The organism is Caldisphaera sp., assembly GCF_023256325.1.
In the GTDB taxonomy this organism is placed as follows: Archaea; Thermoproteota; Thermoprotei_A; order Sulfolobales; family Acidilobaceae; genus Caldisphaera.
Window position 1 is genome coordinate 23187 of record NZ_JAGDXI010000049.1, and the last position, 21182, is coordinate 44368.

General features: G+C 31.6%; 21 protein-coding genes and 2 tRNA genes. 9 read left to right on the top strand and 14 right to left on the bottom strand.

Annotation, left to right across the window (positions count from 1 at the left end; translation table 11 throughout):
- A complete protein-coding gene (locus tag Q0C16_RS07410) occupies positions 1–1809 on the top strand; it encodes a V-type ATP synthase subunit A (RefSeq protein WP_292320918.1) in 1809 nt (602 codons plus the stop codon).
- Positions 1806–3200 carry an ATP synthase subunit B gene (locus tag Q0C16_RS07415; protein ID WP_292320920.1) on the top strand — a complete coding sequence of 465 codons (1395 nt, stop codon included), beginning with the start codon at positions 1806–1808 and terminating at the stop codon, positions 3198–3200. The genes Q0C16_RS07410 and Q0C16_RS07415 overlap by 4 nt, the downstream gene beginning before the upstream one ends.
- On the opposite strand, the gene pyrH is transcribed toward Q0C16_RS07415, so the two are convergent.
- The 7 genes from pyrH to Q0C16_RS07450 form a co-directional block, all read right to left on the bottom strand.
- Complete coding sequence (gene pyrH / locus Q0C16_RS07420; protein WP_292320921.1) at positions 3201–3881, bottom strand: UMP kinase; 681 nt, start codon at positions 3879–3881, stop codon at positions 3201–3203.
- A 350-nt stretch (positions 3882–4231) separates the two neighbouring features.
- Positions 4232–4798: a vWA domain-containing protein gene (locus tag Q0C16_RS07425; protein WP_292320923.1), complete on the bottom strand. Its 567-nt coding sequence runs from the start codon at positions 4796–4798 to the stop codon at positions 4232–4234.
- A 146-nt stretch (positions 4799–4944) separates the two neighbouring features.
- Complete coding sequence (locus Q0C16_RS07430; protein ID WP_292320926.1) at positions 4945–5721, bottom strand: nuclease; 777 nt, start codon at positions 5719–5721, stop codon at positions 4945–4947.
- A gap of 58 nt (positions 5722–5779) precedes the next feature.
- Positions 5780–6967, bottom strand: coding sequence for a pyridoxal phosphate-dependent aminotransferase (locus Q0C16_RS07435; protein ID WP_292320928.1), 1188 nt, complete (start codon positions 6965–6967; stop codon positions 5780–5782).
- Positions 6968–7037: 70 nt separating this feature from the next.
- Positions 7038–7122, bottom strand: a tRNA-Leu gene (locus tag Q0C16_RS07440).
- Positions 7123–7443: 321 nt separating this feature from the next.
- Complete coding sequence (locus Q0C16_RS07445) at positions 7444–7686, bottom strand: hypothetical protein (protein WP_292320930.1); 243 nt, start codon at positions 7684–7686, stop codon at positions 7444–7446.
- Positions 7687–7793: 107 nt separating this feature from the next.
- Positions 7794–8114 carry a PadR family transcriptional regulator gene (locus tag Q0C16_RS07450; protein WP_292320932.1) on the bottom strand — a complete coding sequence of 107 codons (321 nt, stop codon included), beginning with the start codon at positions 8112–8114 and terminating at the stop codon, positions 7794–7796.
- Positions 8115–8385: 271 nt separating this feature from the next.
- Here Q0C16_RS07450 and glyA point away from each other — a divergent pair, with 271 nt between their 5' ends.
- The 5 genes from glyA to Q0C16_RS07475 all read left to right on the top strand — a co-directional run bounded on the left by glyA (position 8386) and on the right by Q0C16_RS07475 (position 13061).
- A complete protein-coding gene (glyA, locus tag Q0C16_RS07455; protein WP_367117934.1) occupies positions 8386–9681 on the top strand; it encodes a serine hydroxymethyltransferase in 1296 nt (431 codons plus the stop codon).
- Positions 9682–9918: 237 nt separating this feature from the next.
- Positions 9919–10269 carry a hypothetical protein gene (locus tag Q0C16_RS07460; protein WP_292320936.1) on the top strand — a complete coding sequence of 117 codons (351 nt, stop codon included), beginning with the start codon at positions 9919–9921 and terminating at the stop codon, positions 10267–10269.
- 135 nt (positions 10270–10404) lie between these two features.
- Entirely contained in the window at positions 10405–11364 is a 960-nt protein-coding gene (locus Q0C16_RS07465) for a helix-turn-helix domain-containing protein (RefSeq protein WP_292320938.1), read from the top strand.
- Entirely contained in the window at positions 11351–11932 is a 582-nt protein-coding gene (locus tag Q0C16_RS07470; protein ID WP_292320940.1) for a nucleoside-triphosphatase, read from the top strand. The genes Q0C16_RS07465 and Q0C16_RS07470 overlap by 14 nt, the downstream gene beginning before the upstream one ends.
- Positions 11913–13061 (top strand): tRNA (guanine(26)-N(2))-dimethyltransferase, encoded by a 1149-nt coding sequence (locus tag Q0C16_RS07475; RefSeq protein WP_292320942.1) that lies wholly within the window; start codon positions 11913–11915, stop codon positions 13059–13061. Before Q0C16_RS07470 ends, Q0C16_RS07475 begins: the two co-directional genes overlap by 20 nt.
- A 97-nt stretch (positions 13062–13158) precedes the next feature.
- Here the strand turns inward: Q0C16_RS07475 and glp are convergent, their stop codons facing one another.
- From glp to Q0C16_RS07510, 7 genes are all read right to left on the bottom strand, one after another.
- Positions 13159–14409 (bottom strand): gephyrin-like molybdotransferase Glp, encoded by a 1251-nt coding sequence (gene glp / locus Q0C16_RS07480; protein WP_292320944.1) that lies wholly within the window; start codon positions 14407–14409, stop codon positions 13159–13161.
- 133 nt (positions 14410–14542) lie between these two features.
- Positions 14543–15244, bottom strand: coding sequence for a hypothetical protein (locus tag Q0C16_RS07485; protein WP_292320946.1), 702 nt, complete (start codon positions 15242–15244; stop codon positions 14543–14545).
- Complete coding sequence (locus Q0C16_RS07490; RefSeq protein ID WP_292320948.1) at positions 15231–15797, bottom strand: DUF447 domain-containing protein; 567 nt, start codon at positions 15795–15797, stop codon at positions 15231–15233. Before Q0C16_RS07490 ends, Q0C16_RS07485 begins: the two co-directional genes overlap by 14 nt.
- Positions 15798–15804: 7 nt before the next feature.
- Positions 15805–16725: a hypothetical protein gene (locus Q0C16_RS07495; protein ID WP_292320950.1), complete on the bottom strand. Its 921-nt coding sequence runs from the start codon at positions 16723–16725 to the stop codon at positions 15805–15807.
- A gap of 5 nt (positions 16726–16730) precedes the next feature.
- Complete coding sequence (locus Q0C16_RS07500; RefSeq protein WP_292320951.1) at positions 16731–18866, bottom strand: acetate--CoA ligase family protein; 2136 nt, start codon at positions 18864–18866, stop codon at positions 16731–16733.
- Between the two features lie 226 nt (positions 18867–19092).
- Positions 19093–19494, bottom strand: coding sequence for a transcriptional regulator (locus Q0C16_RS07505; protein ID WP_292320953.1), 402 nt, complete (start codon positions 19492–19494; stop codon positions 19093–19095).
- Between the two features lie 190 nt (positions 19495–19684).
- Positions 19685–19758: transfer RNA gene (locus tag Q0C16_RS07510), tRNA-Val, on the bottom strand.
- A 166-nt stretch (positions 19759–19924) separates the two neighbouring features.
- Here Q0C16_RS07510 and Q0C16_RS07515 point away from each other — a divergent pair.
- Both Q0C16_RS07515 and cyaB read left to right on the top strand, forming a co-directional pair.
- Complete coding sequence (locus Q0C16_RS07515) at positions 19925–20356, top strand: 30S ribosomal protein S19e (protein WP_292320955.1); 432 nt, start codon at positions 19925–19927, stop codon at positions 20354–20356.
- 163 nt (positions 20357–20519) lie between these two features.
- Positions 20520–21056 carry a class IV adenylate cyclase gene (gene cyaB / locus Q0C16_RS07520; RefSeq protein WP_292320958.1) on the top strand — a complete coding sequence of 179 codons (537 nt, stop codon included), beginning with the start codon at positions 20520–20522 and terminating at the stop codon, positions 21054–21056.
- The last annotated feature ends 126 nt before the right edge of the window (positions 21057–21182 follow it).

Genomic DNA, 21182 nt, shown 5'->3' on the forward strand with positions numbered 1-21182 from the left:
ATGGTAGTTAAAGGTAGAATTAGTAGGATCACTGGTCCTCTTGTTGTAGCTGAAAATATGACTGGAATACAGATGTATGAGATGGTAAAAGTAGGAGAGGAAAGGCTAATAGGAGAAGTAACGAGGATTAAGGGGGACGAAGCTTATATACAAGTATATGAATCTACTACTGGCTTAAAGCCAGGAGAAATAGTTGAAGGTACAGGATCTCCTCTTAGCGTTGAGCTAGGACCTGGTCTATTAGGAAATATATATGATGGTGTTCAAAGACCATTACCATTTATCGCTGAATTATTAACCAAAACTTCTCCTAAGAGAAGTATTTTTGTAGAGAGAGGAATTGATGTAAGTCCCTTGCCAAGAGATAAAAAGTGGCACTTTACTCCAGGAGAAATAAAAGTAGGTGATAAAGTATCAGGAGGAGATCTCTTAGGATTAGTTCAGGAAACGGAGCTAATATTACATAAGGTTATGGTTCCTCCAAATGAGTTTGGAGAATTAACATGGATCGCACCCGAAGGTGATTATACTATAGTAGACCCGATAGCTGAAATTAAAAGCAATGGGAAAGTTAAAGAAATATATTTGTCACAACGCTGGCCAGTGAGATTTCCAAGACCTTATAATTTAAAGTTAGATCCTTCAGAGCCATTAATAACAGGATTAAGGATTATAGATACATTGTTCCCTATGGCTAAAGGAGGCACAGGTATGATACCTGGGGGCTTTGGTACTGGCAAAACTGTTACAATGCATGGATTGGCACAATGGTCTTCTGCTAACGTGGTTTTATATATAGGATGTGGTGAAAGAGGTAATGAGATGACTGAAGTTTTAGAGAGATTTCCAACATATAAAGATCCGTGGACTGGAAAACCATTGATGGAGAGAACTGTATTAATTGCAAATACAAGCAATATGCCTGTGGCAGCTAGGGAAGCCAGTATCTATGTGGGAATAACTATAGCAGAGTTCTATAGAGATATGGGTTATGACGTTCTACTAGTAGCTGATTCAACAAGTAGATGGGCAGAGGCATTGAGAGAAATAGCAGGTAGATTGGAAGAAATGCCAGCAGAAGAAGGTTATCCGAGCTATTTAGCATCGAGACTTGCAGAGTTTTACGAAAGGGCTGGAAGAGTAAAAACTATAGGGAACCCCAATAGAACAGGAAGCGTTACTGTTGTTGGTGCAGTAAGTCCTCCAGGTGGAGATTTTACCGAACCTGTAACAACACATACAAGAAGATTTACTAGAGTATTTTGGGCACTCGACACAGCTCTAGCTTATAGCAGGCATTATCCGGCAATAAATTGGATCTTGAGTTATAGTGCATATGTAGACACTGTTTCGGAATGGTGGGCCAAAAATGTTGATCCAAAGTGGAAAGAATACAGAGATGAGATAATGGATATCTTACTAAGAGAAAATGAGCTTCAAGAAATAGTAAGGCTTGTAGGTACAGAAAGTTTAGATGAAAGTGATAAATTGGTATTAGATGTTGCTAGGATGATAAGAGATGGATTTTTAAAACAAAATGCCTTTGATCCTATAGATACATTTGCTTCACCTAAGAAACAGTTCGAATTGATGAAGCTCATCATAGACTATTATAGGAAGGCAAGTGAGCTAGTTCATAGTGGGATTCAGGCATCTAAAGCTAAGGAAGCTTTAGGCAGGCTTTATGTTGATATTGTTAAGGCTAGGTTTAGCATACCAAATGATAAAATAGAGATGATAGAGGATTTGAGGAAACGTACTTTGAACTCTCTTGACGGGTTAAAATCTAAGGAGGTGAAATCTGCATGAGCTCTTTATATGGCATAAGGGAATATTCTAAAATAGTTGAAATAAAAGGTCCATTGATTGTCGTAGAAGGAGTTAGTAGAGCATCATATGATGAAATAGTAGAAGTAGAGCTTTCAGATGGAACAAGAAGAAGAGGTAGGGTTTTAGATGTATCTAAAAACATTGCAATAGTTCAAGTTTTTGAAGGTACAACTGGTATAACAACTACAGGAACAAGAGTAAGATTCTTAGGAAGACCGTTAGAGCTCCCTGTATCTGAAGATATGTTAGGTAGGATTTTCAACGGACTGGGAGAGCCTATAGACAATGGACCAGAGATAGTGGCTGAAGAAAAATATGATATAAATGGTTCTCCAATAAATCCTGCAGTTAGAGCTTATCCTGAGGACTTTATACAAACTGGTGTAAGTGCAATAGATGGAATGAATACATTAGTTAGAGGCCAAAAATTGCCTATATTTAGTGGGAGTGGTTTGCCTCATAACATTTTAGCAGCGCAAATAGCTAGACAAGCAACAGTAAAGGGAGAAGGAGAAGAATTTGGAGTAGTTTTTGCAGCAATAGGAATTAAATATGACGATTATTTATTTTTCAGGAAATTCTTTGAGGAAACAGGAGCATTAAATAGAGTTGCTATGTTTGTAAATCTGGCCGACGAACCTGCCATGATAAGATTAGTAACACCAAGAGTTGCTTTAACATTAGCAGAATATTTGGCATATGAAAAAGATCTTCACATATTAGTTATATTGACAGATATGACTAATTATGCGGAGGCGTTAAGAGAAATAAGTTCTTCGAGAGAGGAAGTTCCTGGAAGGCAGGGATATCCTGGTTACATGTATAGTGACTTAGCAAGCATCTATGAGAGGGCAGGGAGAGTTCATGGCAAAAAAGGTAGCATAACTCAAATACCAATATTAACAATGCCGAATGATGATATAACACACCCAATACCAGACCTAACTGGTTACATAACCGAAGGTCAAATAGTTTTGAGCAGAGATTTGTATAATAAAGGAATATATCCACCAATTAATGTTTTGATGAGTCTCTCGAGATTAATGAAGGAAGGAATTGGACCTGGAAAGACAAGGGATGATCATGCTCAGGTAAGTGACCAGCTTTACGCATCATATAGTAGAGGGGTAGATCTTAGAAGTTTAGCTGCAGTTGTAGGAGAAGAGAGCTTAAGTGAAACTGACAGAAAGTTTCTTAAGTTTGCTGATTTGTTTGAGAAGAAATTCTTATCACAAGGAATTAGAGAAAATAGAAGTATAGAAAATACATTGGATTTGGCATGGAACATATTATCCGAAATACCAGAAGAAGAGCTTACTAATATAAAAGAAGAAATGATTAAGAAATACCATCCAAAGTATAAGAAATAATTATTCAGGTACTAACTCTGTCCCTATTTTTTCTCCATCTAATACTTTTAATAAAGTTTCAGGATTTTTACCATCAATAAATATAACTCTTATTTTACTTCTTTTTGCTATCTCTAAAGCAACGTGATCAAGTAACTCGTATCCTCCAGCTACTTGATCCATTCTTTTTATTAACTCTTCCATACCTTCATATGATATTCTATCAAGCTTTTTTGATTCGGGATCTTTTGGATTTTTTGTATAAATACCATTAATTCCGTTAAGCATATTTATAACATTCTTTGATCCAATGGCCTCAGCGAGTATCATTGAAACTGCATTTGTGCTGTGACCTGGTTGAAGACCTCCTAATACTGGAATTAGATTGTTGTTAAAAATTTCCAATGTCTCTGTTAAATCCTTAGGCACTTTTGGTATACTATATGGATACAGCATTGCAGAAAGAGATAATGCATTTAGTCTTGCAGATTCAATACCTAAAATATCTAATATGGCTTCTGACACTTTTAGCTCTCTTAGTGTGTTTATATAATATCTAGCTAACGGCCCTCCACCTACAACAACTCCTAGTTTATAGCCTTTATTAAGAGCATTTTCTATGGTATCTTTAAGTTTTATATAATATTTTTGATCTGGTGGAAATAATAAACTTCCACTTATTTTCATAACTATTTTTTCCATACTCTCCCTCTTTTATAAATATTATCCTGTTTTTAATAATTTATGCCTCAGGGCCTAGGTTAGTTCATCAATCACTGCTTTTAACCTTCATCATCGACATATTTTAGAGTATATTAAGAAGTTAAAATCTTTATTAAACTGAAAATGTGTTAATTTCTATGATTTTGTTTAGAACAAACCTTAAAAGCATTATCACATTAAAAGACAAAGTTTACTGCTTATTTTATCAATGAATTTTGTTGTTGAATCAAATTGTAGATAGGATTCATATCCCTGGATATAAAGTAACAGCAGTTAAAATAGAAAAATTAACGCAACAAATATGCAAAACGAAATATTTGTTTATGTTTTTAATTAGGGTATAGTTCACCTAGTTTAGCTGCATTAGATAATACCTCATCAGTATTTTCTGAATGGAGCCAAATACCTTTGGTAATTTTGACTGCTTTATCTATATATTCTCCAACCTTTTTAGGTATTAAACCGAGAGTAAGCATATCCAATTCTATTTCTGCCATAGATAATAGAGATGCTGATATATCAAGATTTATGCCCTCATTAAATCCAGCATCTGTTATTAAGATAATTCTTTTGTGATAGCCAGGATTTGCAGCTCTTAATATTAAATACGAATCTTTTATTACCTCACTAGGCGCAGTAACTTTTCCCATAATTCCTATTTTAGATATAGCTTGTTCTATCAATTCCAACCTATCAGTTAGATCAGTTAACGGGAATGAGTATCTATAAAATATAACAAGAGAGATCAATGTAGGTATGTTTCTGCTAATTAAACTCCTAGCTATAATAGAGGCTGCTCTCTTAGCGTTCTCTATTCTGTTTGGTTTATAATCTTTTCTGGCCATGCTTATACTTGTGTCAACACCTATTATTACAGCTTCTCCAATAAACTTCAATTTTTGTTCATCTCAAAATTAAGTCACTTATTATAAATTTGTTGACAATAGGCATTTTACCGCCTAATAATTATATTAACTTTAAAATAATATAAGCTTTTCCCACAGCAATCTGTAATTCTAGGATTAGGAAACGCTTTTGTTTATTACGCAAAGAGTTCGGGGGGTATAATTAAGGGTATTGTTCCCATCTTTGCTATTATCTCATTGAATTGTCTATCATCTATTATTTTAATCTTCTTTGAGAATAAAAAAAGAGAAAGTGTTGGTACGCTTGTTATTCCTTTGCTTTTAGCTGTTTGTCTTGTTCTAATATCATCAGATACAAATATAGCATTTTCTTTTTTTGATATGCTTATAGCTTCAGCTTCCTGTAAAGTTATACCATTCTTTCTGGCAAATTCAACTAAGGGATTTTTTGTTTGTATAACTTCATAGTTGCTAAGATAAACTAGTGATCCTCTTATTTTTGAATACCTCATTATTAATGATCTTACTGAGTTATTTGTTTCTTTTCCAATAAGAAGCCTCTTGTTAAGTTTTTTAATAATATCTATTTTATCTAATTCTAAAATTGAATATGTAGATGATAGATCAAATACTAATGAATTCTTTTTATCAAACTCTTCTATATTTTCGTTTATTTCATTAGGGTCAATAACCCCTATTTCGGGAGGAGTATTTTTCTTTAAAAAATACCATATAATTTCCTCAATACCTAATCCACTTATCTCTGTTGCAAGTTGAAAACTAATTCTACCTTCCTTATACGCTCTAAAAGCTATTTCTTTCATATCGAAACTATCAATAAATCTTCTAATCGCTTCTCTGACGGCTTCTGTTTTATTTGCATATATACCAGCTTTAACTAATGCATCTAATGCACTTTCACTGTATCCGCTTATTTCTATATTTGTAACCATTAAAACTACCCTTCTCATATAATTTCTGTATAGAAACCCTTTATTAATTTTTATAAATTTAAAATAAATTATTTTGCAATGCAGATTGAATTAAATCTATCCCTTTTTCGATTCTGTCGGGCGTCTCAGCAACAAATGACAACCTTAAAGAAGAAAGATATTTTTCGCTAAAATAGTTGCCAGGAACTGAAGCAACTTGATATTTTTCTAATAATTGAGTTGAAAATTCTTCTCCGTTAATTTTATATTCTTCTAGATTTATAAATAAAAACATCGAACCTTTTGGTACAACAAACTTGGCCTTAGGTATTTTTTCTCTAACTGCCTTTATCATTACATCTCTTCTTTTCTTGTATTCATTAACGACAAACTTAATGTATTTTAATCTTATGTCAGATCTTAAATACTTTGCAACCATATGCTGAGCAAAAGATGGAGGACAGTAAACCATCTCTTCATTAACTAGCTTTATTTTATCTATAGTGCTCTTTGGTCCATAAACATAACCAAGTCTCCAACCTGGTATTGAGGGATCCTTTGAGAAAGTATTTATTGATATTACATTTTCTGGGGCATATTTATATAAGAATTCATGTTCCCCTTCATATATTAGGGTTTTATAAGCTTCATCATTTATTATCCACAAATCGTTATCAATAGCTATTTCACTTAAGGCCTTAGCTATTTTATGATCTATGATTCTACCAGTTGGGTTATCTGGACTAACCATAACTATTGCCTTAGTCTTCTTCGTTATAATATTTGATAACTCATCTATATTAGGCTGATAATCGTTTTCCATGCTTACATAATGTCTTATAATTTTGGCCTCATTATAGTTAAGCAATGGCTTATAGCCAAAATAAGTAGGATCAAACAATATGACTTCATCTCCAGGTTGAATTATAGTTGCTAGTGTTGAAAACATAGCTGCTTGTCCTCCAGCTGTTATAACTATGCTTGATGGATCGACGTCTATTGAACCTAACAACTTTAAGTCATCAGATACAGCTTCTCTTAGCTCTAATATACCTTGGCTTGGAGTGTATCCATATAAGTTCATTGATTCCTCTTTAAGCATTTTTCCCATAATATCTCTAATTTCAATAGGAGGTGGAATACTAGGCTGACCAGCTGAAAATACAATTATATCTTTGTTTTCCTTCTTTAGCCTTTCTCTTATTGCATCTATCTTTCTTGTTGGAGACTCTTTTAAGAAATCCACTTTATTATTTATATTACGCATATATACCGCCTCAAAAGTAAAAGTATAAAATTCTAATATAAATTTTTTGTAATATTAAGAATTAAAATTATGCGGGGGGTGGGGTTTGAACCCACGCAGGCCTACGCCAACGGGCCCTCAACCCGTCCCCTTTGGCCAGGCTCGGGCACCCCCGCGCATTTATTTTATACGTTTTTTTAGAATTTAAAGCTGATTTATTGTATTGCAAATTAATAATGAGAGTATTGTTTAAGAGCCACGATTGTTATCCAATATGCTGGCTTTCATGCTTATTTCATTTTTTTGATCATATCTTATTTGATTATTAGCGTTATCTGATTTGCTTTTAGAGCGAAGCCTTAAATGCATTATCGCCTTAAAACTAGGTTTGCCATTTAATTTATCATATTGTTAAGGCATACAATACTTAAGACCTTGAGCAACATCATTTAGGACTAAAAGGCAACTAAATATCGATTCATATAGAAATACAGATTTCAATATTCTTCTTTTTTTCTATAAATCCTTGTAGGAGTTCCTCTTCTTTTCTCTATAAATCCTTTTGCATGTGCAATTATGTGATTAATTAAATCAGCTTCACTATAAAAATAGGATAGCTTACAAACTGGGCAAACAAGTATAGATGTCCCTCTTAACTTATAAGCTATAATTTTAGAACCTTTATAATTTATTTCTGTTTCTACCAAATCTTTTTCATTGACATTTATGCTATCTTCCATTTTAATTTCCCATTTAATTTTATCGGTTAAAGAATATTTGCTTTTTCTTTTGAACTCTAAAATATTTTTTACTTTAAAAATTTTAATTATAATTTATACAAATTATATCATATATGATCAAGAGTTTCACTTAAATTTCTTAAAGTATCAGACGCTTTTTTAAGAGCCGCCTTCCCGTCCTCTGTTATTTCATAGGATCCATTTTCTGCCTTTCTTATCAATCCTTCTTTTTCTAAACGATACATTACAGTATATAGGGTAACTGTAGGAGGATTAAAGTGAAACATTTCTTTAATTTTTTTCTTGACTTGATAAGGATATGTTGCTCCCCTTGCTAATATAGCTAATACATAGATCCATAGTGTATGCACGGTTACATTCTTAATTAATCTTGCCATAGCTTTACTCGTTTTCGAATCGATTGACATTTTTTCCACCTAGTTTACTAATTTTTACTTTCTAGGTTAAAATTTTTAATCTTATATTTGATTTTTTCGATTCGTATATAATTGAAAAGTTTTCAATAAAAATATTGATAGCCTTTTTGCTATAAATAGCGGCTAATTCTTAAGTCCTTTAAGTAGCTCTATTTTATCTAATAAAATATTAAGCTTAAGAGCTCAGAAACTTTCAAATTATTTTCAGTATCAATGAAAAATTTTTAATCTTTATATAAGTAAATTATAAGTGGCGAGAATTATGGACATGGAATCTATAAATAAAATTTTGGAATTAACTAATTCCCAAAATATTTGGAGAGTTAAGCAAACAATAAATTTAATTGCAAGTGAAAATATTATGAGTCCTTTAGCTTTAGCAGTCTACGTCAGCGATTTTATGAATAGATATGCAGAAGGAAAACCTTTCAAAAGATATTATCAGGGTACAAAATATTCTGATGAACTAGAAGTTATGTCTAATGAACTTATGGGAAAATTATTACATACTGATATGGTTGATATAAGGCCAATAAGTGGTACTATAGCCAATGCGTCAGTTTTCAGAGTCTTAGCAAATCCTGGTGATCAAGCAGTTATAGCTCCAGTTCAAGCTGGAGCCCATGTAAGCCATACTAAGTTTGGTACATTAGGAGCGCTCAGTATAAAACAAATAGAATTGCCGTATGATGAGGAAAAAATGAACGTAGACGTAGATAAGGCATTAAAAGTTATAGAACAAATTAAGCCCAAGTTTGCAGTTCTAGGGGGAAGTGTTTACTTGTTCCCACACCCTGTAAAGGAAATATCAAATGCTATCCATTCTGTTAATGGAAAGCTTGTTTATGATGCGGCTCATGTATTAGGATTAATTGTTGGTAACGCTTGGAGAAATCCATTAGATTATGGGGCTGACGTAATGACTGCATCAACTCATAAAACCTTCCCAGGGCCACAAGGTGGTGTTGTTGCATTTAAAGATAAAGATTTATATAAAGAGGTTGGTAAAACAATATTTCCATGGTTTTTGAGTAATCATCATCTTCATAGACTCCCTGCTACAGCTATTACATCACTTGAGATGATAGAATTTGGAGAGACCTATGCAAAACAAATCACAAAAAACGCTAAGAAGCTTGCAGAGGCTTTAGCAGAAAGAGGTTTTAAGGTTATAGGAGAGCACATGGGTTATACTATGAGTCATCAAGTGCTTGTCGATGTATCATCACAAGGTGGAGGCGCTAAAATAGCAAGAATGCTTGAGGATAGTAACATTATATTGAATAAAAATCTTTTGCCTCATGATCCTCCAGATGCAGTCCAAAATCCAAGCGGTTTGAGAATTGGAGTTCAAGAAATGACCAGATTTGGCATGAAGGAAGATGAAATGGATCAAATAGCTGAATTTATGGAAAAAGTTGCCATCAAAAAGGAAGATACCAGTAAAATAAGAGAAGAAGTTAAGGAATTTAGAAAGAACTATCAAAAAGTGCATTACGGTTATGGATTGGATCTATTGGACGGCAAGTACAATAATTTGCTAAACCTCTTAATATAAAGATTTTAAAAATTTTTTTGAAATCTGTTACATGCTACGTTTAAATGTTGAGCATTTATTGAAACGATTTTATGTTTACATAACGTTTTTAGTATTTCTATTCATTATCTCGTATATAACCTTTACTTAAACAATTTATTTTAGTAATTTTGGTTATACTAGGCTATTCCATATATATCTGCTAACATACGTATTACATTCAGTGATAATAGGATAGATTCGGGGTAGGGGGTCAGGTTGAACACTATAGTGGTTATTTCATCAGGAATGTTCGACGATGATACTTCAGTTAAAGTTGCTTTCAAGGCTGCTGATATATTAAGGCATGATTATTCAACTACAGTTTTTGTAGAGGTAATAAATTATTTTAACTTATTAAACACCTTTAATGAAATGCCCAAAATAAGAATTGGTAAGAATGAGTTAGTAATAGACAAATCAGAGGACGTAGATAGCATTGTTAATAAGGTTGTTTCACTTGTATTGGCAAATATAAGCAATGAGTCTATTAATAACATGGATGAAGGATTAGATTATTACGGTAAAAAAGAGCCAGAGGCTTATACTGGGGTTTCTATAGAATATTAATTTTAATATAAAATTATATTAGTGTTTTATAAATTATAAAATAATTATAATAATAAAAATATTTAAATGCTAATTTGTATCTAATTACTTTTGGATAAAAGAAGCGTATAAAATGATAATAATGGAGGAAAACAGATGTCAGAAAGGAAAACAAAAGATTTTTTGTATAAAGTAATTGCAGAGCTCTATAACAAGTCCGAGTATATAGAGGTAATAGACTATCCAAGGAGTATTAATAGGAGAAGTATTGATTTGGCTGTTAAATTAAATAATGATAGGTTTTTGTTAATTAAGGTAGCTCATGATTTAGAAGAAATTCCTAAAGGAGAAATAGCTGAACTTCTAGGTTTATCTTTAAGACTTGGAATACCATCTATTATAATAACTGAAAAAAATAGAGGTATTTTAATGGTAGATGGGGTTGTTTATGAGAAAAATGGAGCTAAAGCTGTGAAGCTTGAAACTTTAATATCTGCATTGGAAAATAATGATGTATATATATTTCAAGATAAAGAAAGTTTTAAGGTAAAAATAAATCCAGAAAAGCTAAGAGAAAAGAGAATAAGTAGGAACATGAGCCTAGGTGAAGTAGCTTCTATTCTTCATGTTTCTAGGAGGTCTGTCTATGAATATGAAAGAGGGACTATAGAACCTTCTGTAGACTTAGGTGAAAAACTTGTTAATATATTTGGAGAAGAGATACTTCAGCCTATAAATATCTTTAGTAAAGAATATTTAGAAAAAATAGAAGTTGAAGATCAACCTGTTGATGTATTAGAAGAAAAAATAATTTCAAACGAATTAAAAGATCTAGGATTTATAACTTATCATGCTAAGAGAACTGTGCTAGATATAGGGGCAAAAGATAAACAAGGTAATAGATTATTAATAATAGTTAGACATGGAAAAGAAGGGGCTCAAGCCCTATCAGCCAAAGCCCAAAACCTTGAGAAGCTAAGTGATACAACAAATTCTAAGTCCTTTGTTATAAGTAACGAAAAGAGTTTAATAAAAGAGTTAGAATTAGAAAAGGCTAAAGCTTTAACGCTTGAAGAATTTATAGAGTTACTTAGGGATAGTTTTGGGAATAAATAAAGAGAAAGTGCATGTAAAAAAGGCCTCAATTTCAATTACTGGTAGACCTGGGGTTGGTAAAAGCACATTAGCATTATCAATAGCTAACAAGCTAAAAGAATATGGATGTAAAGTTGGGGGATTTATAACACCTGAGATTAGAGAAGGTAAATTTAGAGTTGGTTTTTTAGTTGAAGATTTTTATAGCGGAAAACAGGTAGTATTGGCATCGAGAAATTATTTTGGTAAAATAAAAATAGGAAGCTATTATTTAAATGAAGAAGCCTTAGATTTTATTTTAAATGTTTTAGATAATAGCATAAGAAATTCTGATGTAATTATTATAGATGAAATAGGACCCATGGAATTAAAAGTAAAAGGTTTTGAAGAACATATGAAGCCAATCTTAGAAGGTGATAAGCCTTTTATTGCTACTTTTTATTTCAAGTTAAAATGGATAAGACCCGATCTGTACAATTTGTTAAATAAAGGAGAAATTATTGAATTAACAGTTGATAATAGGTATGAATATATAAACAAAATAGATCAATATGCAAAGATGATAAGAAATGGAGCTATCTGTGCTTAGAGAAGGAAAAGCTCTAATATACGTTCCAGATACTAGAAAAGCAAAAATATCAGAAGGCATTATAGAACCATCTCATTTATCAGTTTTTTATAACCCAGTTATGGTATTTAATAGGGATTTATCAATAATTGCTTTAAATTCTTTTATTAATATGTATTGGCCTGGTAAAGAACTAGTTGCAATAGATCCTTTATCAGCAACAGGAGTAAGAGGTATAAGATACTCTCTAGAATTAAATAATTTATCTAAAGTTATAATAAATGATATAGACAAAAATTCTTATAATATTATGGTGAAAAACATTGAGCTAAACAGAATGAAAAATATAGAGGCCTATAATAGGGAAGCAAATGCCCTAATGAGGTCCCTAAAGTATGAGCAAGGTCAGCCAATAAATATAATAGATTTAGATCCATTTGGTAGCGTTTTACCTTTTATAGACACTTCTATTTCTATAGCCTCAAAAGGAACTCTTTTAGCATTAACTGCTACAGATTTAGCCGTTTTAGGTGGATCTAAATATATGGCTGCTAAAAGAAAGTATAGAGTAAACTTGATTAATACCAAGCACTATAGGGAGATTGCGATTAGAGTTTTGCTTGCCTTTATTGCATACATTTCGGCATCTTACGATAAAGTAATTAAACCTCTTATGTCGTATAGTGTAGATCATTATGCAAGAGTCTACTTGCTTATTGATAGAGGAGCTAAGAGATCGGAGGAGATGCTAAACAAAAACATTGGGTATTTTAAATATGAAAACGGATTAATAATGGGTTGTCACGATTCCAACTGTTTAGGTCCAATATGGGTTGGAGAAATAGGTGATATAAAATTTATAGAAGAATTGCTAAATAAATTGAGCAATTTTTCTTATATAGAGACTTTTATGAGAAGTGAAAAGTTTATTAAAACATATTTAGACGAAATGAAAATACAACAGTACTTCCATCAGAGACTTGATACAATTTGCCAAAACCAGAAGACCAATATGCCTTCTTTAACTAAATTCATATCATCTTTAGAAGAAATTGGTTATAAATCTTATAAATCGACATTTTCTGACGTAGGATTTAGAAGTAATGCTCCCTATGATGTTTTAATAGAATTATGTAGAAAATTGAAATAGTAGTAAACTACCCCGCTTATAAGGATAGATCTTTGGTGTTAGCTGATGAATTGATCTCCTTGCTACCCTAAAGAACGAAACTTGTTATTCATTTATATCAAATCAACATTACTTCGACTTCATCATCTTCATCATATCCTTCAACGTTTTCTGGAATGATTAGCAAACCGTTGGCCTCTGTTAGTGTTGATAAAACTCCAGATGCAGTTACAGCTAAAGGATCTACATATATTTCATTTTTCTCCTTTCTAACTTTTACTCTGAGGTATGTCTTAACTCCGGCTATATTAGCAACCCTTCTTGTTATTTTTCCTTTAATCTTAGGTTCTATTTCTTCGTTTGTATTTCTCATAAAGTTAATTGTTGGGAAAATAAAGGCATAAAATGCAGTAACTGCTGCAACAGGGAAACCTGATAACATTATTATCGGCTTTCCATTAATTACTGCTCCACTTGTAGGCTTGCCTGGTCTCATTCTAACACCATTAAACAAAATTTTAGATCCGTTAATCTTTAAAATGGCATCTGTAACAAGATCATAGTTTCCAACGCTAGTTCCTCCAGTAGTTATTATTAAATCTGAAACTTTTGACGCTAACTCTATTTTTTCTTTTATTGTTTCGATATCATCATTAACAGTACCAAAATCTATTGGTTTGCATCCAAATGACATAATCATTGATTTGAGCAAAGGTTTTGTACTATTTATAATTTTTCCTTTGGAATCTTCGTTTGGTTCTGCTATTTCGTTCCCTGTTGATAATATTGCTACATTTAAAGGCTTTTGTACTATTATCTTTTTTATGCCAGCTGATACAATAGCACCTATGTGCCATGGTTTTATTATGGTATTTTTCTTTACTATAATTTTACCTTTGCTAAAATCCTCTCCTATTTTAGATACATTTTGATAAGGGGCAACAGCTTTGTTTATCTCTACTAAGTCTCCTTTATATGTGGCGTCTTCAGCCATGACCACTGCATCAGAACCCTTAGGCAAAGGTGCTCCTGTATAAATTATTACAGCTTCTCCTTTGTTTATACTTTTTATGTTTTCTGGATTATCACCCGCTTTTATTTCACCTACAATTTTTAATGATATAGGATTTGTTATAGATGCTCCAACAGTGTCAGATGAAATTACAGCATATCCATCTACAGCACTTCTATTAAATGGTGGTATATCAACTTGAGATATAATATCCTCATAAGATATCTTTCCTATGCTTTCCTCTACATATATTTCCTCTGATTCTATTTTTGGCGGAATCATATTTTCAAATAATAACTTAAGAGCATCTTCAACCTTCATTAATTCTTTAAATCCTTTCATTTTTGACTTATACATTTTTGTCTCAATTCTTTTAAGTATATTTAAAGATATATATGCTTAGGTTTTGTTAAGAAATAAAAACCCTCTATTTAGTGCAAAATTTTTGGTTTAAAGCAATAAAAAGGTTAAGAAAGATTATTTGTAAAAATCAAAAAGATCTTTGGAAAATAAAATATTCATTATAGCGTTTTATGGAATAATTTAATTTTTTTGAGACGAAAGTTAAAATTTTTTCAGCTAATTTTATTTTTATGTTTTTATAATCTGGAAAGCAATAATCTTTATGAGGGCATATAGCTTTTTTAAAATTAAATCCGTAAACATAGATTTCTGATGCATTAAATATCATAGATAACGCGATTGCTCTGTCTCCATCAGTAAAAGAGCCTATAGGTATAGCACAATAAGGTGTAAGTATTTGTGTAGTATATATAACATTATCAAAATATGCATTTGTTATTTTTATTCTTGTTAAATTATCTCCATGTATATGTACAAATTTTATATCGCTTAGAAAATTCAAATTTCCAATTATTTTTTGAGAAGAGTCTAAATCGGTTGTAACAAATAACATTTTTTTACCTAAACCATATAGATTTATGAGCCCACCTTCAGGTCCGGCTATTATTTCACAATCTTTTAAATTATTATTAATTTTCCCAGGACCAACTATACATACTCTATTATTGCTTATTTTTTCATATAATTTGTATAAATTTTTGCAGAAAGAGTCATCGCAAATTTGAGATAAAATCTCCATAGAAGATTCGAGTTCTCTATGCCTAGGATATTTTAAAATAGGCTCAACAATATCAGTGTATCCATTAATTATTTTATTAGCTTTCTCCATAATATTTCTTAAGCAATTGCAATATATGGTCTGAAACTTTTGCATATCTTTCATCCTTATTTGATGATCTTTCCACACACCATTTTAAGCCATTTGCATAAGTTAAAAACCAAGGTTCTTTAACGCCTGCTTGAACTTTTGTTAACAAGACCAACAACTCTACTATACAACCATAGCTTCGATTATATGGTACAGCATCTCCTTTTAGTTTTAAAAGATTACTACAATAGAATTCAAGTTTATCATTAAATTCCTTTTTGTATATTGCATTGCAATTATACCAAATTCCAATGCTTTCGTCTAATTTAGGGCAACCATTATCATAGCTTATATTGTTTTCAATTTTATGCTCTAAACTATCCAAAAAAAGAATAGGATCGTAAGGTGAAAGAAGATAAATCCTGTTTTGTGATTCTTTGCTTAATAGCTTGGCCATTTTTGTTGTTTTATATACGTAAAATAATGGCTCTTCGTTATAAAGGATTCCTAGCGGCATACTATATCTATAGTTACATAAAAATGATATAAATTCATAATATATTCCTTTTATCATTTCCTTATTAAATACTATCTAAATCTCCATATAATATTCTTAGCTCATCTAAAGTTAACGCTTCACCTTTCTTTTGCTTTTCTTCTATTTCTTTTCTCTTTTGTTCTAGTATGTTTACTTCAATACCACGCTGTTTTGCGAGCTTCATTTCTTTGAGTTTAACCATTAGATCTCTATATTCTTGATACAATGCGTCTAGTTGCTTTGTAAGATTTTCTGCTTCCTGGCTTTTTTGTTGTATTTCATTTCCTAAGTTATCTATATTTTTGTTATATTCGTCTATTTTTGGATTAAGAGAAGATATTTCTGCTTTAAGCCTTCCTGCATTTTCTCTTAACTCTTTAACCTTATTTATCAGCTCTGATAGCTTTAATTTTAGGCCTTTTACATCAGCTTCTAATTCAAGTATAGAAACTTCTTCTTTTCTAGCTTTTCTCACTCTTTCTGCTAATTCTTCAAGTCTGTCTATTTCTTCAACTAATCTCTTTTCTTCTTCTGGCGTTAAAACGCTTGTTTGCTGTCTCCACTCAAGTTCTTCCATCCTTTTTTGTATTTTTCTTAGGCTTAACTTTGCAACATCTCCTTCTTTTTGAGTTATATTATGAGCCTCTTTTAATTGGTCTAACTTTGTTTTAAATTCCTTGCTTACGTTATCTCTATCTTGCTTTACTTTGACGAGTTCGTCTAAAAGCTTTTTCCTTTGCTCTCTTAAAGTTTTAAATCTTTCTATTAACTGTTTCTTCTCTTCAATTAATTTTCTTCTTTTATCTCTAAGACTTTTTATCTCCTCAATTAGTTGTCTCCTTTGATTCTTTACATCTAAAATCTTATCTCTTATTTCATCTATACGCTTTAAAAATGTCCCTTCATCAACTGGTGTCTTACTTTGTTGCTGAGAGCTTTGCTGACTTTGATCTGAATTTACCAATCATATCACCTCTTCAATATTACCCTAGCATCTACAGCCTGAGCACCTAGGCTAGAGGCTATAAGAGGGTTTATATCCATCTCAGATATTTCTGGGATTGTGAGCATAAGCTCTCCAACCCTCATTATGGCCTCAGCCAGCTTCCTTTTGTCAACAGGTTCTAGGCCTCTGTAGCCCTCTAAAATTTTTACGCTTTTAATTTCATCTATCATTTCTTTAGCATCGCAATCTGTTATTGGTGATATCCTCATAGATACATCACCTATTACTTCAGTATATATTCCTCCAAGCCCAAAGATCACTACAGGGCCAAATCCTTCATCCCTTTTTCCCCCAATAATTATTTCGTTCCCCTGTTTTATCATTTCCTGAACCATTACCCCTCTAATCTTAGCTTGGGGGAGCCTGTTTCTAATGTTTTTAATAATGTTTTTATAGCTTTCTGTAAGCTCTTCTTCATTACTTATATTTAGTATAACTCCTCCTACATCTGACTTATGTATTATATCTTCACTGACAATTTTCAAGGCAACTGGGAAATTTATCTTGCTAAGACAAGATTTTATTTGATCATAATTTTCTATAATACAATAGTTTGCTGTTTTTATCCCTATAGAATTTAGTAATTCTAAGGCTTCGTGCTCAAAAAGTTTATTCCTTCCTTGATTTATAGCATTTTCAATTATTCTTTTAGCTTTATCTATTGATTCTTTTTTCAAATAAACTCTACTGCAACTTTCAAATCTTTTTGATGAGCATCTTTTGCATTGATATAGTTTAGCTAATGCTTTTGACGCTCTGTCGGGAAATTCAAATACAGGGACACCTTTTTCCTCTAAAATAGCTCTCAGTCTTTCTCCCTCTTCCGCTCCAATAGTTACTACAGCTATAGGTTTATCAAAATGCTTTTGTGAAAATTCAAAAATTACGTCTGCTATAGACAAGTCCATTGTTTGAGGTTGGACTAAAGCTATTATTAAAAACATATCTGCTTCATTATTATCAGCTAGAAGTTCTAAAACCTCTCTATAATGATTTGGCTTAGCATCTCCCGTAAAATCTATTGGATTATGTATTGATACTCGAGATGGGAAAATTTTCTTAAATTTTTCTTTTAGCGTGTCCGAAATTTCTGGTACCAATAAACCATTTTCTATTAAGGTATCAGCAGCTATGACTCCATGGCCTCCAGAATTAGTTATTATGCCAACTCTATTTCCCGATGGTATTAAATTATAAGACATTACTCTTGCTATATCAAATAATTCTTCTAAATCATCAGCCAATATTATATTTGCCTGTTTAGAAACTGATTTAAATATTTCATAAGAGCCCGCTAAAGATGCTGTATGGCTTTTGGCAGCTCCAGCTCCTTTAGAGGTCTTTCCACCTTTAATTAAAATTATTGGCTTTCCATAAATAGATGTAACACTTCTTGCTGTTTCAATAAAGTCATAACCTTTTCCAGGTGTAATTCCTTCTATGTACATTAATATGACTCTTGTTTCATTATCTTTGCCTAAATATTCTAACGATTCTATTTCGTCTACATCTGCTTTGTTTCCAAAATTTATAGCTTTACCTATAGCGATGTTTTTAGATGCTGCCCAATCCATTAAAGTTGCTAGTAGTGCGCCGCTTTGACTTATAATTGATATAGGCCCTCTCTTAGGTCTTCTCATTCTTTCATAAGGTAAGAAGAATGTATCAACGCCAGTAAAAGAATTATATACTCCTATACAATTAGGGCCAATAATTCTCATATTAAACTTTTTTCCAATATCTATGATTTTATCTTGTAATTCCTTGCCTTGCTGTGTGTCAGTTTCTGCAAATCCGCCGCTAACTATTATGACTCCTTTTACATTCTTTTTACCTGCATCAACCATTATATCTGGTACTTTGCTAGCATCAACAGCTATTATAGCTACATCTATTTCATCTTCTATATCTAATATAGATTTAAATGATTTAATGCCTTGTATTTCGCTATAATTAGGATTCACAATGTATATTTTTCCTTTGTAGTTTCTTTGCATACTATCTAAAATTATTCTTCCCATATTTTCTTTTTTTGGTGATGCACCAATTATTGCCACACTTTTAGGCTCAAAGAAGATTTCTACTGAGTTTTTCTCCATTTAACTTCCCCTTTTCTGAATAAAATTTATTATTGTTATAATTTATATGATTTTCTTTTTAATAAATAGATATTTTTATCTTTAAATTTTCTATCGATATCCCACAAATTTTGTTGTTCAAATTAACAGTTTGTTTTATGTTATTTCACATAAAACAATAAGTTTTTTTGTATATTAGAAATGAAGGTTGTTGCTTTAAATAATATTTGCTTTATTAACTAATTAACTAATGTTTATATGGGCATCCATGTTTATGAGCAACTTCATTTACTTCGCTGCAAATACCGCACATAGCTTGTTGATATTTTCTCATAAAATCATCGATCTCTTCCTCAGATCTTCCTTGGAAGTTTAATATTAATTTTGCAGCTTCTTTTACTTTATTTAAGTATCTTTCATCTTCAATTAATATTTTCATGTATCTATCCCCTCTTTTGCCACTAATATAATTGTTTATTGCAGCGGGAGTCAATCCAAGCATTCTTGCAGCTGTATATTTTGAAAGTTTAAAATCATTAACTAAGACGTAAGCAATTGAAGCTCTTATAGATGGGATTACTAGCTTTGCTGCTATTTCACAAGGCATTTCTATCGTAATTGTTTCAGTATTTTCTGTGTTTTTCGACAAATCTATTGCACCTTTTAGTTCTATTACATTCGTTAATTTTAATGAATATTTAAAGCCTATAAATATGAATAAATATTAGATTATTTTTCTAAATTTTAGGCATAATTATCAAACCTTGTTGTTTCTTTACAATAATATATGCTTATAAATAATTATCCCCATTAAAAGTCCTAAAATATATAGATCGAGATGGGCCCGGCCGGGCTCGAACCGGCGACCTCCGCCGTGTGAGGGCGGCGTCCTAACCACCTAGACTACGGGCCCTATTCTTTAGAAAATTAAAAGCGATAATAAAAACTATTATAAATCTAGTTTATTCTAGTTAAGTAATTTTACACATGAGAAAAGAGTTTTTATAAACAAAGAAAGTAGTTAAGATTCAAAAACTCTTATATATCCAGGATATTGCAGGAACTAGAGGGGTATAAAAATGGTCACAGCCAAAGAAGTTCCAGCAGATAAGCTCATAGAAAAGCTAGCTGAAAGGCTAAAAAAGATGCAGAAAATAGAAATTCCTTCATGGGCTATGTATATGAAGACTGGAGTATATAATGAATTGCCTCCTACTAATGAAGACTGGTGGTATACTAGAGTTGCATCTTTATTAAGGAAAATAAGCATAGCTGAAGAGCCATTAGGAATAGGAACTCTAAAAACCATATATGGAGGTAAGAAAAGGAATGGAACCAGGCCTCCTCATTTCAGAAAAGGTTCAGGCAGTATAATTAGAAAAGCACTACAACAATTAGAGCAAGCAGGATTAGTGACTACAATACCTGGTAAAGGAAGAAAATTAGCTCCAGCAGGTCAAGGATTAATAGATGAAGTTTCAAAAGAAATATTAAAAGAGTTAAGTTCATAATTTTATGTTATAAATCTATAGGAACGGTTCATTAGTGTAATTTAAAATTTATGCTTTCATTAGGATTTCTATATGTTTTTAAGTTTTTTGTAATTTTTAAAATAACAATAACTTAGATAAATTTTTTATTGTTAATTTTCATATTTAATTTTGGATGGAATGTTTGAGCAAAGAAAACTTAGAAGTAGAGGTAAAAGTAAAGGTAAATTGTGATGAGTTATCAAAAATAGAAAAAGAATTAATTGAGAAAGGAGCTAAGTTTCTAGATTCAAGAGAAGAAAAAGACTTGTACTTAAATCATCCCTGTAAAGATTTAAAGTTAAAAGATGAAGCTCTCAGAATAAGATATGTTAACGGCCATCCTGAAACAATAACATATAAAGGTAATAGGTCAAAGGAAGAAGAATTAGTAAAATCCAGGGAAGAACTTAAAGTAAAAGTAGATAATGATCCCATTGCTTTGTTTGAGAAGCTAGGATTTAGTCCCGGGATTTATGTAACTAAATTTAGGAAGTATTATAGCTTTAAGGAAGTATTAGTTACTTTAGATAAAGTAGATAATTTAGGATGTTTTATAGAGATAGAATCAAATAGAAAATCTGTTGATGATATAAAAGAGACAATAAATGAGTTAAACATAAACGGCGATATAGTAAAAAAGACTTATGCAGAACTAATTGAAGAATTAAATATTAGTTGATTATATTTATTGCATAAAAATTAATTATTTTGGATCCATTAAAGTATATAATCTGGGTTTTGTTAGATGGTTAAACATAAATAGAAATACAGAATAAATAGATATTTATAACCTTTAGAGTTAATA